Here is a 12984-nt window from a genome sequence, read left to right on the forward strand (position 1 = left end):
CACCATCTATGGCTACATCCCTCAAAAGCCTAAGCGAACACAGTTCCAAAAACATCCTCGACATCAGCCAAAAGAAATTTGCGATCGTCGTATCAGAATGGAACGAAGACGTGACCGAGGCCTTATATTCTGGAGCTTATCAGACGCTCATTCAGCATGGTGCCAAAAAGGAAAACATCATCCGTAAAAACGTCCCCGGCTCATTTGAGCTTTCACTCGGAGGACAGTGGATGGCTCAGCAGGAAGAAATCGACGCAGTCATCTGCCTGGGATGTGTGATCCAAGGCGAAACGAAGCATTTTGATTTTATCTGCGATGCAGTCGCCAAAGGAATCACCGATGTCAATCTCAAGTACAACAAGCCTGTGATTTTTGGCGTGCTGACACCGGATACGCAGCAGCAGGCGCTAGACCGAGCTGGCGGCAAACACGGAAACAAAGGAGATGAGGCTGCAATCACAGCAATCAAAATGCTGGGATTTTAAGCATATCATCTCAAACCTATACCTATTACCAATACCTGTTTATTTATGAAAATAATGAAATTCGGAGGGACCTCAGTAGGGAAACCCGAACGCATGCACCAGGTAAAAGACCTGGTATCCCGCGGAGACGAACCCACCATCGTGGTACTTTCTGCACTTTCTGGCACCACCAATGCCTTGGTAGGAATCGGAGACGCTTTAGCTAGCGCCGACCGAGTGATGGCCAAAGAAAAAATAGATGAGCTACACGCTCATTACATGGACTTTTATCCAAAACTCTTGAAAAGCGAGGAAGCCAGAAAAAAGGCCGAATCCATCATCAAAGAGCATTTTGAGTTTTTGAATATCATCTTGAAGATTTCGTTCAATGAAGCGATCAACCGGGATATTCTAGCTCAGGGGGAGCTACTTTCTACCAAGCTTTTCTATACCCTTTTGCAAGAGCTTGATATCCCAGCGGTATTCTTAAGTGCGCTGGATTTCATGAGTATTGATGAAAACTCCGAGCCGGAATTGAATAAAATATCCGAGAAGCTACAGTCTATTTTGGCACAGCATCCGGGTCAAAAGCTATTTGTCACACAAGGATATATCTGCAAAAACCATCGAAATGAGGTGGACAATCTGAAGCGTGGTGGTTCGGATTACACTGCTTCATTGGTAGCAGCAGCTATCAATGCCTCCGTCTGCGAAATCTGGACCGATATCGACGGCATGCACAACAATGATCCTAGAGTAGTGGACCGCACACGTCCTATCGCCGAGCTTTCATTTGATGAAGCAGCAGAGCTAGCATATTTCGGTGCCAAAATTCTCCATCCAGCATCCATCTGGCCAGCTCAACAATACAATGTGCCTGTAAGATTGCTCAATACCATGGATCCTGATGCGCACGGAACTTTGATCAAAGAGGAAGTAGAAACTTCAGGTGTCAAAGCCATAGCTGCAAAAGATGGAATCACCGCCATCAAAATCAAATCCAGTCGAATGCTTTTGGCTTATGGTTTCTTGAGAAGGGTTTTTGAGATTTTCGAAAAATACAAAACCCCAATCGACATGATCACCACCTCTGAAGTGGCCGTATCCGTGACGATTGATGATCTGGCACATTTGCCACAAATCCTCAAAGAATTGGAAGCTTTGGGTTCGGTAGAAGTCGATCAAAATCAGACCATCATCTGCATTGTCGGAAATATGGTCTCTGAGACACGTGGAGTAGTCAAATCCGTCATGGATAGTCTGGACAACTTCCCAATCCGCATGGTATCTTATGGAGGAAGCAGGCACAATGTCTCCTTGCTTCTCGACTCCAAATACAAAAAGGATGCGCTTCAGCAATTGAATGAAGGCGTATTTGATTGGAACTAAAATTGTTAAAAAATAATAGAATGAGCCGGGATGAATATTCCGGCTCTTTTATTTAGACCAATTCCTACTATTTTTGTTTTATGTCAGAATCACAGCAAAAAGAGGGCTTTCTCAAAAGGCTTCAGACCAAATGGAAACTGGAAAGCTTGTTTCAAGTGGTTTTGGTCTTGATCGTATTCGCATGCACAGGCTTCACGATCCTATTTATCAAAAATCCCATTTTGGATTTTTTCGGGGTGGAAAAAGGCGGGTTTGTCAATACAGTCTTGTACCTACTTTTGGTTTTGCCGCTTTATCAAATATTCCTGCTGATTTATGGCTTTATATTCGGGCAGTTTCAGTTTTTTTGGGAAAAAGAAAAGCAGATATTTCGTAGAATTGGGAGTCTTTTCACCAAGAAAAAAGCGTAATTCAGAACTATTGTCCTTGCAAGTTCCTTTTACTACTAGATTAATTTTTAACCCTAAATATTTTAACCATGATCAGAAAAGCAACCGCCGTATGGAATGGTAGCGGAAAAGAAGGCTCCGGCCACGTCAGCACTCAAAGTACTGTCCTTGACAAAACACAGTATTCTTTCAAGTCAAGATTTGAAGATGGTGTGGGCACCAACCCTGAAGAACTGATCGCTGCAGCTCATGCGGGCTGTTTTGCGATGAAATTGAGCTTCAACTTGAGCGGAATCGACTTTGCACCGGAAGAATTGGAAGTGACCTGTAACATTACTTTCGAAGAAGGTGTCTTGTCCAAATCCCACTTGGTGCTCAAAGCAAAAGTGCCGGGAATCAGCGAAGAGCAATTTGCAGAGCAAGTCAAAGACGCGGAGGAAAACTGCCCGATTTCCAAAGTTCTCAATACAAACATCTCAGTTGAGTATACACTCAATTGATTTTTGACAAAAAATCGAAAAAAATTCAGGTTCTTCGGAACCTGTTTTTGTTTAAATCAGTATGGGTATAAGAATGATTCAATTCCTTGAATGCTAAACCACTAAGCCCATGGAAACTACAACTTCCCATTTCCAAAATTCCGGCTCCAACCGCATCACTTTTCTTGTTCACGCATTGATCGCATTAGCTTTGATGGCAGCTGGATTAGTCTTCTTGGACTCCTCCAGTTTCTGGCTTCCTCTGATCTTTACGCCAGTAGCGGCAGGGATCAGCGGGATTATTTTCAAGAATACCGAAGAACTCCGCTATTCGACTGGTCTTAAAATGGCTTTTGGATGGGTGATTGGATTTGCTGGCTATCTGGTTTTGATCCCGATGGCGCTGGCTTTGTAATTCAAGCCCAGCGAAATTTCCTCCAGTTCTCCTGCTGTTTGGGGGATAGATATGTCCAGGCCAAAAGTCTGGATTTTTTATTTCCCTGAGCCATATCGATCACTTTGCTTTCGGCTACACCCGCTTTTTTGAGATGTTGAAGCAAAGGTTTTAAATTTGATTCTTTGGAAACCAAAGAGGTAAACCAGAAGACTTGATGTTTGAAAAGCTGGCTTTCCTGAATCATGTTTCTGAGAAATTGCTTTTCTCCACCCTCGCACCAGAGCTCACCAGCTTTCCCACCGAAATTAAGTTCCTTTTTCTTCAGCTTGAGATTTTTCAATTTTCGTTCTGTTCCCTTTTGGGCTTCAGCTTCGGATTCATGAAAAGGCGGATTGCAGACAGTCAGGTCAAAAAAGTCATCGGCGTGAATAATTCCTTTGAAAATCTGAGTCGGATTGGTTTGCTGTCGCAAAATTATCTTCTGATCCAAGCCTGAATTCTTCTCGATGATTGTTTGCGCATTTTCAAGCGCAGGCTCATTCATCTCCGCCCCTACGAAACCCCAATTATAAATCGCGTTCCCCAAAATCGGGTAAATTAAGTTGGCTCCTGTACCGATATCCAAAACTTGAACTTTATTTTCCCCTGGGATTTTGTCTTTATTGACTTGAGCCAACAGATCTGCCAAGTAGTGAATATAATCGGCTCTTCCAGGAATCGGAGGGCAAAGAAAACCTTCGGGGATTTCCCAAAAACCGATCTTGTAATAGGCCATAAGCAAGGCCTTGTTCAAGCTGATCACGGCCTTTGGATCGGAAAAATCTACAGTCTCATTGCCGTACTGATTAGTGAAGACAAATTCCGAAAGCTCAGGAAATACTTCTTGAAGCTTTTTCAGATCATATCTGTCTTGATGGATATTTCGAGGATGAAGTCCGGATTTTTCGGCCATGGACAAAAGTAAGACCTAAAACTTAATCTACCTCAAAAACCAGTTTCATGGTGATGGACGCAGTTTTGTTTTTGGAACTGGTATTAAATGCCCCGCCCCAGGAGTAATCTTCTCCAGAATTTTGGCCGGTGATCTGAAAAACCCCCATGTTTGCAGAGATCAAGTCACTCAATTTAGAACCGGAATTCTCGGCGATTTTTTCAGCCCGTATTCTCGCATCTTCCGTTGCTTTGGCGATCATCTCCAGCTTGAGTGATTCCAAATCAGTATAGTAGTATCGTGGCTCTTGAGAGTAAAATGCTATCCCCTGATTGAGCAGTTCTGTGACTTCCCGACTGATTTTCTCCACTTTCTCCACATCCTTAGATTCTATTTTGATAGACTGATTGAGTTGATAGCCAATGAAAGTCTGTCCCAAATAGCGCCCGTCATTAGAGTAGTTTTGACGATACTGTGGATTGGTGATGACGGCATTGAAGATGATCTGCGAAGAAGAGATCCCTTTGGAATCCAAATAAGAAGTAATGGCTTTCCTGTCCTTTTCGAGGTTGGAGTAGGCCGTTTGGATTTCCGAGCTTTCTCGGCTGAAATTGCCCTCCCACACAATCAAATCCGAAGTGAAGTTACTTTCTCCCAAACCCGTGACATTGACGGTGCCTTGGGGACGATTTCTGTTGATGACGGCATTGCCCAAAACTACAGCTGCCAATACGATGGCTATTGCAAAAATAATCGCGGGTAGAGATCTCATAAGAATTTGATTTTGAGGTAAAAACTAATCAAAAAGTAGAAAACAAAAAACCCGCCACATGGACGGGTTTTCGGTTTCCTAAGAAATTTTAACCTTAATATACGGCTTGTTTAAACTCTTGCTCTTCAGGATTTGCCAGATCGATCCAGTAGCCATTGACGATTGCTACTTTGAGTTCTTCCCCGTCTGAAAGGTAGAAATTAGGTCGTGAGCCGGTTTTCCATCCAGCAGAAAAAGTATCCGAGCTTTTCAAAAGCAAAATCGGAAGGTTGTGAAGATCTCCAGCTTCTGCATTTTTCACTTTTACAGCCAAATAGCCTTCTCGGAGCAGTTCATAGGCTTTTTCGGAACTGATATCCGAAACGCTTTCAAACGTAGTTTCGAAAACCTTCCCTTCTTGATAGGTCAATCCGCTGGCATCCTTTTCTTCAAAACCAAAATAAACCTGCATGTCTCCCAAATCCACCACGGATCCCGACACAGAATAAGTATCTCCGGCATTGTTTTCATTTCTTCGGATCGCCAGATCCACAGGATAGGTTTTGCCTTCTATTTCCACATTCATTTCATTGATCTTCAGATCTACCATCTGCAGGTCATTGTCTGGAATAGCAAAATACTGTTCCGTCGTGTATTGCTCATAACCTTTGGTCGCGATCTGATGCAAAGCATTCAAGATGATCATAAAATTGAGCTTGCGGATATATTGCTTTTCAGGATCGCCGACGTAGCCACCAGACTCGATCAGGATCGTACTTGTTCCCCATTTTTGGATATTGTCTCCAAAGGCTCTCGGCTCAAACGAATCATCGTATTTCCCTACTCCACCAGGGATCTCCTGCTGTAGGACTTTGTCCATCCCTACGATGATCTGCATAGCTTTGGCCCGGACATCATTGACATCCCGCTCGTAGTTGTAGCCCGGTGCCAAAACAGAAATCGTCACTTGCTGCGGGGTGTTCACCACATTATAATAAATCTGCTGATCGTGTAGATTGAATCCAAATTCAGGTTCGAATGAATCCCTGGCACCTTTGAGAATAATCGCCTCAGGAGAAATCTGAGAAATCGCATCTCGATTCAAATCGATATCCAAGGCATTTCTCCGCTGAAATTTATCCGACCCATCCGGGTTGAGCATGGGGATAAATTTGAGATGCAAATTCTCCTTCAAAAGTGTTCTCAGCTCCTCAAAGTCATCTCCAGTCTTGCCCAAAAAATTAAATAGATCAAACAAAGCCATGGTCGCAGTACTTTCATTGCCGTGCATCTGGGACCAAAGCATAACTTTGGTAGGGCCATTTCCCCAGTCCAATGAAGAAATGCTTTTTCCCTCTACGGACTTGCCCAATTCTGCCACGTCAAAAGTCTCCGAATGCTTCTGTATCAGCGGCTGCAAATCTGCATGCTTAAACCGCCGATGGGTGATCGCAGCTTCCTGATTTTCCTGATAGGCTTGCTCCAATTGAGCAACTTCCAAAGCGGGAAAATCAGAATCACTTGCTGTTTTACATCCACTTACAAAAACTAAAAACAGCAAAAACAGGCTAAATTGATTTCTCTTGATTAATTTCATGCTTTCAAATGATGGTGAAATAAAACTAGACAAAACTCTACAATTTCTCCTGATTCTGAGCAAAAAAGCTAAAATCAAGCCATGAAACTCTCCTATCAAGTCCACGACCTTCCACTCAAGCATACTTTCACGATTGCCCATCAGAGCCGCGATGTGCAGGATACCCTGATCGTCAAACTCGAAGATGCAGGTTTTTACGGTTTGGGTGAATCCACGACCAATCCATTTTATGGAATGACCATCGAAAACATGCAGGCTGTTTTGGAAGATTTTCGCCCACTAGTAGAAAGTGGAAACTGGGAGAGTCCTGAGGAATTATGGGCTTTGGGCAAAGACATTTTTAAAAATAATCCCTTTGCACAATGTGCCTTGGATCTGGCTGCATGGGATTTATTCACCAAGAAGAAAGGACTCAAACTCTACGAATACCTCCAACTCGATCCAAAGGATATCCCTACGACCAATTTCACTGTGGGAATCGATACCATCGAAAAAATGGTGCAAAAGATGAAAGAAGTGGATTGGCCGATTTATAAAATCAAATTGGGAACGCATGAGGATTTGGCGATCGTCAAGGAGCTGAGAAAGCATACCGATGCAATTTTCCGAATCGATGCCAATTGCGCTTGGTCTGCAGAAGAAGCCATTTGTAATTCGGAGGAATTGGCAAAACTGGGCGTGGAATTCATGGAGCAGCCTTTGGGAAAAGATGATTTGGAGGGAATGAAGGAAGTTTACAAGCATTCCAAACTTCCTGTCATGGCTGATGAAAGCTGCATCGTCGAGTCAGACGTCAAAAAATGCCATGGCCTATTTCATGCTATCAATGTAAAACTTGTCAAAGCTGGCGGAATCACCCCGGGACTGAGAATGATCCACGAGGCCAAAAAACTGGGAATGAAAACCATGGTGGGCTGCATGACCGAGTCCTCTGTAGGAATCTCAGCCATCGCACATATCGCTCCGCTGCTAGACTATGTGGATATGGATGGAGCGATGCTCCTATCCAAAGACCCTGCAAGAGGAGTGACAATCACTCCTGAGAAAGTCACTTTCCCAGACCGCGCCGGAATAGGAGCCGAATTGGTCTGAATGATTGCTTTGACTTAAAGTCTGAACACTCCAAGGGTTTTGAACCCTTGGAGTGTTTTGTTTTCCAGGTAAAACAAAAAAACCGTGAGCAAAACTCACGGTTTGGAAGGGAAATAAGATGAATTAAGAATCCCCTACAATTAATTTGAAGCCTTCTCCATGCACAGTGATGATCTGCACCTTGGGATCGTCTTTCAGTATTTTTCGGATCTTGCTCAGATAGACATCCATGCTTCGAGCATTGAAATAGCTGTCGTCACCCCAGATTTGCTTCAGTGCATGGCTTCTGTTTACGAGCTTGTTCATCTCAGCCGCCAAGATTCTCAGCAATTCATTTTCTTTGGAGGTCAGTTTATGTTTGCCTTTGGGCCCATCCAATGTCTGCTCGTCATAGTGAAGTTCGAAGTCTCCGAATTTGTAGACTTTAAGCTGCGTTACTTCTTGGGATTTCTGTGTTCTGCGCAAAATCGCCGTCACTCTCAGAAGCAGCTCTTCCATGCTAAATGGCTTGGTAATGTAGTCGTCCGCTCCGATTTTAAGACCTTCTATGATATCGTCTTTTTGATTTTTGGCAGTGAGAAAAAGTATAGGTAGATCGTCCTGTACCTTTTTGATTTCTTTGGCAAGCGTAAAACCATCCTTTTTAGGCATCATGATATCCATAAGACAAAGATCATATTTGTCCTTTTTGAACTTGTTCCAGCCTTCTTCGCCGTCTCTGCAGAGAGTGGGTTCGTAGCCTTTCATTTCCAAGTATTCCTTGAGGATATCACCCAAGTTTGGGTCGTCTTCCACTACCAATAGTTTCGCTTTGCTCATTGTTTTTTGGGTAGATTTATGGTAAAAGTACTTCCTTTTCCAAGTTCACTCTGAACTGAAATACCTCCTTTATGTGCTTCCAGCATGGTTTTCACATAGGAAAGTCCCAATCCAAAACCTTTGACATCGTGGATGTTTCCGGTCGGAACCCGGTAGAATTTATCAAATATTTTTCGTTGTGCGTCTTTGCTCATGCCGATTCCCTGATCCGAGATCGTGACATATACCTGATCAGAATCTTCCCAAGCCCTGATTTTGATCTCAGGACTTTCGGGTGAGTACTTGTTGGCATTATCCAAAAGATTATTGAAAATATGGGTCAAATGAAACAGATCCCCTTGGACTTTACCGGCGTTCATCTCATTTTCCAACGCTATACTTCCTTCTCTTTTCTCCACTTGCAGTGAAATATGGTCGACAGTTTCTTCCAATAGTTCCGAAATACTGACTTCTTCTATTTTTAATTTAAAATCTTTTTTGTCCAATGCCGCAGCTTGAAGGACATTTTCGACCTGTGCGACAAGCCGCTTGTTCTCATCTTTGATGATTCCCAAATATCTTGCCCGAAATTTATCCTGGGAGGAAAGCTCCGGATCCTGCAGGGCCTCCACCGCAAGACTCACCGTAGCCAAAGGCGTCTTGAATTCGTGAGTCATGTTATTGATAAAATCGTTTTTGGTATCAGAAAGTGCCTTTTGCTTGAAGATAACCCGAATCGCATAGATAAAACACCAAATGATCACTGCAATAAATAGGATAGAAGAGGAAACGGGAAGCCACACTTGGCGAATCACATGTTTGTTTTTATCCGGAAAGAAGATAAAGAGATAGTTTTCTTTGCCTCCAAAGATGTCATTGGGAAATAACTTGGCCTGGACACCATACTGGACTAAGCGAAATGGTTCATTCACCTGACCTATCGGCATCAGCAAGCCATCATCCTTCAGCAATCCCAACTCAAAATCTTCGAATATCCCACGCTCCAACAGATGGTTTTTGACCAATTTGCGAACCTGAGCGGTATCCATTCGATCCAGAATAGCCCGTTGACCAGCGCCTAATTCTTCCCAGGTTCTATTAATGAGGTCGATTTTTAAATTGGTCTTTTTGATCTTTTCCAGCGCATCTTCTGATATATTGATTTCATGATCAAACGCCTGATTCAGAGTAGGCGGAGCAGGCCGGAGATCGTAGACTTCCACCTGGCTAAGGTACTGCAGCTGGCGCTCTTTTTCTTCCAGCAAGATTGCCATTTCATCCGGTGTAAATATTTTGGATGCAACTTCCGGCGTCATCCGAGTAAAGAAAACTTCCAGCTCCTGCAATTCTCCAATATTGATTCCCCTACTTTCCAGCATTCTGCGAAAGGTCGCGCTGACCTCAGGCACTTGCGCTATATTCAGCGTATCAACGATTGATGGCCCTCTGCCGAATCTGGGTCTAGGCCTGATTTCAAAATCAATCGGGTCGATTTTCTCAAATAAGGAATCCTGAAAAGCAGGATCCTGTATCAAATGCCCTAATAGCAAATCAGTTGTTTCGCCTTTTTCTAGCTGATCAGCTGTGCCGGCCAAAGCCTGGTACACATCCTGATCAAATCTCTCCTGATTGATACTGATCGCATTTTTCACCCAGTAGTATTGGAAACCTATCAGACCGAAGCTGGCTAGGGACATTAATACGATAATCAGGGTGATTTTACTTTTAGACATGGTGCAAATTTAAAGGCTTTGTCAGGCCATAGACCTAGCTTAACAATCTTTAACGGGCTGAGCAAAAGGCATTTTAAAGACCCTGAGTGTCTAAAATGTTCTCTTTCTGCCCGACAATCCGAGGGGAAAAGATAGCTCCAAATTCTTCATTCCGGGGCTATTTCTCTATCTTTGAGCGCAAATTTCGAACCATGTCAAGCATATTCAAGCCTACAGAAATCCAAGGAGTTTCGTTTCAATCCATTTGCCAGGAATTTGGCACACCAGTCTATGTCTACGATGGAGAAAAGATCACCAATCAGGTGAAATCCATCCAGTCAGCTTTTGGCGAGATACCGTTGAAAATCAAATACGCCACCAAAGCTTTGTCTAATATCAATATTCTCAAATTGATCAAAAAAGCCGGTGCGGGAATCGATGCAGTCTCCATCGAGGAAGTGAGACTGGGTATGATGGCGGGTTTTCAAACAGACGAAATCATGTACACTCCCAGTGGAGTGAGCTTTGAGGAAATAGAAGAAGCTGTGGAATTGGGCGTCATGGTCAATCTGGACAGCATACCATTGATGCGTCAGTTTGGAGAAAAATACGGATCCTCCGTACCAGCATGCATCCGTATCAATCCGCACATCCTTGCAGGTGGCAATCTCAAAATTTCGACTGGACACAAAGCCAGTAAATTTGGAATTTCGATTTCACTACTGGACGAAATCCTGACCGTGATTAAAGAAAAAGACCTGAACATCGTTGGTCTACATATCCACACTGGATCGGATATTTTGGACGCAGAGATTTTCCTCAAAGGCGCCAACGTGCTGTTTGAAGCAGCACAAAACTTTCCAAACCTCAAGTTTATCGACTGCGGAGGTGGGTTCAAAGTAGCATACAAAGCCGGTGATCCGTCTACTGATATCCAAGAAGTAGGCGAGAAAGTCAGCGCTGCATTCCGGTCCTTTTGTGATCGATATGGTAGACAACTGGAGCTATGGCTTGAGCCGGGCAAATTTCTAGTGAGTGAAAGTGGATTTCTACTTGTCAAAGCAAACGTGGTCAAAGCATCCAGTGAGATCACTTTTGTAGGGGTGGACACAGGCCTCAACCATCTGATTCGTCCTATGATGTATGATGCCTATCATGACGTGTATGCACTCAACGATCCAGAAGGGGAATCCGAGCAATACAATGTCGTCGGCTACATCTGCGAAACAGACACTATCGCAGCAGAAAGAAAACTGGGTAAGGTCTCTGCGGGAGATATTCTGGTCATCAAGAATGCTGGAGCCTATGGGTTCAGCATGGCGTCCAATTACAATTCCAGACTGAGACCAGCAGAAGTTCTGGTTTGGAATGGCAAAGCTCAGCTGATCCGAAAAAGAGAAGAATTTGAAGATTTAATCAAAAACCAAGTGGTTTTGGATCTATAAAAAAGGAATAAATACTACGGGTGGCTTTGGTATAGTTATTGAGTACCATAGCAAAGCCATCCTCAATCTGGGATAGGCCATTTATATTCAGAGGTCTGAAACATTCCATGATTGATCGCCCCAATCATAAGCCCTAGAAGTTTCATAACCTTAAAGAGTCCTAGTTCCCCCTTCAAGGAATGCTAGCTACCTTTGTTGGGGAGTTGGGGAATCAGTATGAAAAAAGGAATTTTACTATGTATTCTTATTTCCTTCGGGGCGTACTTTTCTTCAGTCGCTCAGGATGTACAGTATTCCCAATTCTATGCTGCCCCTCTGTATCTCAACCCGGCCCTGACCGGCGCCTCTGAGCTTACCCGTATCGGCGTCAACTATCGAAATCAATGGCCAGGTCTTGACCAGAACTTCAACTCTTATTCTTTCTATATCGATCACTATATTTTCGATTACAACAGTGGGATAGGTTTGATCTTCAATGGCAATCAAGAGAGCATGGCCAATCTTTCCACCAATGAAATTGGGCTTTCCTATGCCTACAAACTGCAATTGGGCGAAGAGACATTCTTTCGTCTCGGTGGTCAGGCCAGCTACATGCAGCGTGACGCTTTCTTTTCAGACTTAGTCTTTGGGACGCAGATCGATATCATCAATGGTACAGTCGGAGGGATCACGGACGAACTGGATGGGATTCCGATCGACAGCCGCTATAGTTTCTTTGACTTTGCTGTGGGCGGGATGTTTTACACCAAAAACATCTGGCTGGGTGCTTCGGCACATCACCTAAGCGAACCCAATGTTTCTTTTGTAGAAGGACAAATATCCACCTTGCCGATGAAGCTATCAGCACAAGGAGGTGTCAAATTTGACTTGACAGGTGGCAAAAGAGATTACTTTACTCACGCCTATCAGGAAAGAGCGATTTCATTTGCTTTCAATTACAAACAGCAGGATCCGTTCAATCAGTTGGACATCGGAACACAGCTTTATCTAGACCCCCTAGTACTGGGGCTTTGGTATCGCGGCTTGCCGACCAAAAACTCCCTGCCCAATAATGAGTCTGTCATTGCGTTGGTCGGAGTGTCTCTGCCAAGTGGCCTGGACATCGGTTATTCTTATGATGTCACAGTCTCCAAACTGGGCCAAAAAAACTCCGGGGGCGCCCATGAGATCTCCATTACCTACCGGTTTTTGTGGGGAGATCCCAAAAACAGAAACCTCAGATCGAGAATTATCCCATGTTTTAGATACTGATTCTTAGATCTTTTCCTTTTTTTTCAAAAAACTTGAAAAAATCTAAAAAAATTTTTGAGGCCTGACTTTCAGGCCTTTTTCATTTTGTATCCTAAAAAAAGCTTCATTTCACAATTTTTTTGGAAATGGTAATTTTTTGGGAAAAATGAAACTTTTCAAAGCTACTTGCTAGCACCATCCTGACTTTGTAAATGCTTGGAAATTAGAACTTTTATCCTCTATTTTCAAAAAAGTCACCCAAAATTAGAATATCATTTTGTTGTAGACGAGATACAAAAAATAATATTCT

13 protein-coding genes are annotated in these 12984 nt (G+C 43.4%); 8 read left to right on the plus strand and 5 right to left on the minus strand.

All coding sequences use genetic code 11. The annotated features are described in order from the left end of the window. The first annotated feature begins 8 nt into the window (after positions 1-8). The 5 genes from ribH (at position 9) to G460_RS0113850 (ending at position 3136) form a co-directional block, all read left to right on the plus strand. Positions 9-485, plus strand: coding sequence for a 6,7-dimethyl-8-ribityllumazine synthase (ribH, locus tag G460_RS0113830; protein WP_026955919.1), 477 nt, complete (start codon positions 9-11; stop codon positions 483-485). 45 nt (positions 486-530) lie between these two features. Beyond that, positions 531-1853: an aspartate kinase gene (locus G460_RS0113835; RefSeq protein WP_026955920.1), complete on the plus strand. Its 1323-nt coding sequence runs from the start codon at positions 531-533 to the stop codon at positions 1851-1853. Positions 1854-1933: 80 nt separating this feature from the next. Next, a complete protein-coding gene (locus G460_RS0113840) occupies positions 1934-2263 on the plus strand; it encodes a DUF6787 family protein (RefSeq protein WP_026955921.1) in 330 nt (109 codons plus the stop codon). A 68-nt stretch (positions 2264-2331) separates the two neighbouring features. Beyond that, entirely contained in the window at positions 2332-2742 is a 411-nt protein-coding gene (locus G460_RS0113845) for an OsmC family protein (protein WP_026955922.1), read from the plus strand. A 109-nt stretch (positions 2743-2851) separates the two neighbouring features. Then, a complete protein-coding gene (locus G460_RS0113850; RefSeq protein WP_026955923.1) occupies positions 2852-3136 on the plus strand; it encodes a hypothetical protein in 285 nt (94 codons plus the stop codon). Between the two features lies 1 nt (position 3137). On the opposite strand, the gene rlmF is transcribed toward G460_RS0113850, so the two are convergent. The 3 genes from rlmF to G460_RS0113865 form a co-directional block, all read right to left on the minus strand. Then, a complete protein-coding gene (rlmF, locus tag G460_RS0113855; protein ID WP_026955924.1) occupies positions 3138-4070 on the minus strand; it encodes a 23S rRNA (adenine(1618)-N(6))-methyltransferase RlmF in 933 nt (310 codons plus the stop codon). 22 nt (positions 4071-4092) lie between these two features. Beyond that, positions 4093-4821, minus strand: a complete 729-nt coding sequence (locus G460_RS0113860) for an SIMPL domain-containing protein (RefSeq protein WP_035464458.1) — start codon at positions 4819-4821, stop codon at positions 4093-4095. Positions 4822-4915: 94 nt separating this feature from the next. Next, positions 4916-6397 carry a M14 family zinc carboxypeptidase gene (locus tag G460_RS0113865; RefSeq protein WP_035464459.1) on the minus strand — a complete coding sequence of 494 codons (1482 nt, stop codon included), beginning with the start codon at positions 6395-6397 and terminating at the stop codon, positions 4916-4918. An 81-nt stretch (positions 6398-6478) separates the two neighbouring features. On the opposite strand from G460_RS0113865, the gene G460_RS0113875 reads away from it, so the two are divergent. Then, on the plus strand, positions 6479-7489 hold the full coding sequence (locus tag G460_RS0113875; protein ID WP_026955927.1) for a dipeptide epimerase: 1011 nt from the start codon (positions 6479-6481) through the stop codon (positions 7487-7489). 123 nt (positions 7490-7612) lie between these two features. On the opposite strand, the gene G460_RS0113880 is transcribed toward G460_RS0113875, so the two are convergent. After that, a complete protein-coding gene (locus tag G460_RS0113880) occupies positions 7613-8308 on the minus strand; it encodes a response regulator transcription factor (protein WP_026955928.1) in 696 nt (231 codons plus the stop codon). Then, complete coding sequence (locus tag G460_RS0113885) at positions 8305-10020, minus strand: sensor histidine kinase (protein WP_026955929.1); 1716 nt, start codon at positions 10018-10020, stop codon at positions 8305-8307. Before G460_RS0113885 ends, G460_RS0113880 begins: the two co-directional genes overlap by 4 nt. 191 nt (positions 10021-10211) lie before the next feature. Between G460_RS0113885 and lysA the strand changes: the two genes are divergently transcribed. Continuing rightward, positions 10212-11444, plus strand: coding sequence for a diaminopimelate decarboxylase (gene lysA, locus G460_RS0113890; protein WP_026955930.1), 1233 nt, complete (start codon positions 10212-10214; stop codon positions 11442-11444). 216 nt (positions 11445-11660) lie between these two features. After that, entirely contained in the window at positions 11661-12695 is a 1035-nt protein-coding gene (locus G460_RS0113895) for a PorP/SprF family type IX secretion system membrane protein (protein ID WP_026955931.1), read from the plus strand. Positions 12696-12984: the final 289 nt, after the last annotated feature.

The organism is Algoriphagus vanfongensis DSM 17529 (assembly GCF_000429465.1).
Classification (GTDB): Bacteria; Bacteroidota; Bacteroidia; order Cytophagales; family Cyclobacteriaceae; genus Algoriphagus; species Algoriphagus vanfongensis.

What these genes read in the sequence shown, in the direction of transcription:
- rlmF (WP_026955924.1), bottom strand. Translation starts at nt 4,070, where the DNA reads ATGGCCGAAAAATCCGGACTTCATCCTCGAAATATCCATCAAGACAGA.
- G460_RS0113860 (WP_035464458.1), bottom strand. Translation starts at nt 4,821, where the DNA reads ATGAGATCTCTACCCGCGATTATTTTTGCAATAGCCATCGTATTGGCA.
- ribH (WP_026955919.1), top strand. Translation starts at nt 9, where the DNA reads ATGGCTACATCCCTCAAAAGCCTAAGCGAACACAGTTCCAAAAACATC.
- G460_RS0113875 (WP_026955927.1), top strand. Translation starts at nt 6,479, where the DNA reads ATGAAACTCTCCTATCAAGTCCACGACCTTCCACTCAAGCATACTTTC.
- G460_RS0113850 (WP_026955923.1), top strand. Translation starts at nt 2,852, where the DNA reads ATGGAAACTACAACTTCCCATTTCCAAAATTCCGGCTCCAACCGCATC.
- G460_RS0113865 (WP_035464459.1), bottom strand. Translation starts at nt 6,397, where the DNA reads ATGAAATTAATCAAGAGAAATCAATTTAGCCTGTTTTTGCTGTTTTTA.
- lysA (WP_026955930.1), top strand. Translation starts at nt 10,212, where the DNA reads ATGTCAAGCATATTCAAGCCTACAGAAATCCAAGGAGTTTCGTTTCAA.
- G460_RS0113885 (WP_026955929.1), bottom strand. Translation starts at nt 10,020, where the DNA reads ATGTCTAAAAGTAAAATCACCCTGATTATCGTATTAATGTCCCTAGCC.
- G460_RS0113895 (WP_026955931.1), top strand. Translation starts at nt 11,661, where the DNA reads ATGAAAAAAGGAATTTTACTATGTATTCTTATTTCCTTCGGGGCGTAC.
- G460_RS0113840 (WP_026955921.1), top strand. Translation starts at nt 1,934, where the DNA reads ATGTCAGAATCACAGCAAAAAGAGGGCTTTCTCAAAAGGCTTCAGACC.
- G460_RS0113845 (WP_026955922.1), top strand. Translation starts at nt 2,332, where the DNA reads ATGATCAGAAAAGCAACCGCCGTATGGAATGGTAGCGGAAAAGAAGGC.
- G460_RS0113880 (WP_026955928.1), bottom strand. Translation starts at nt 8,308, where the DNA reads ATGAGCAAAGCGAAACTATTGGTAGTGGAAGACGACCCAAACTTGGGT.
- G460_RS0113835 (WP_026955920.1), top strand. Translation starts at nt 531, where the DNA reads ATGAAAATAATGAAATTCGGAGGGACCTCAGTAGGGAAACCCGAACGC.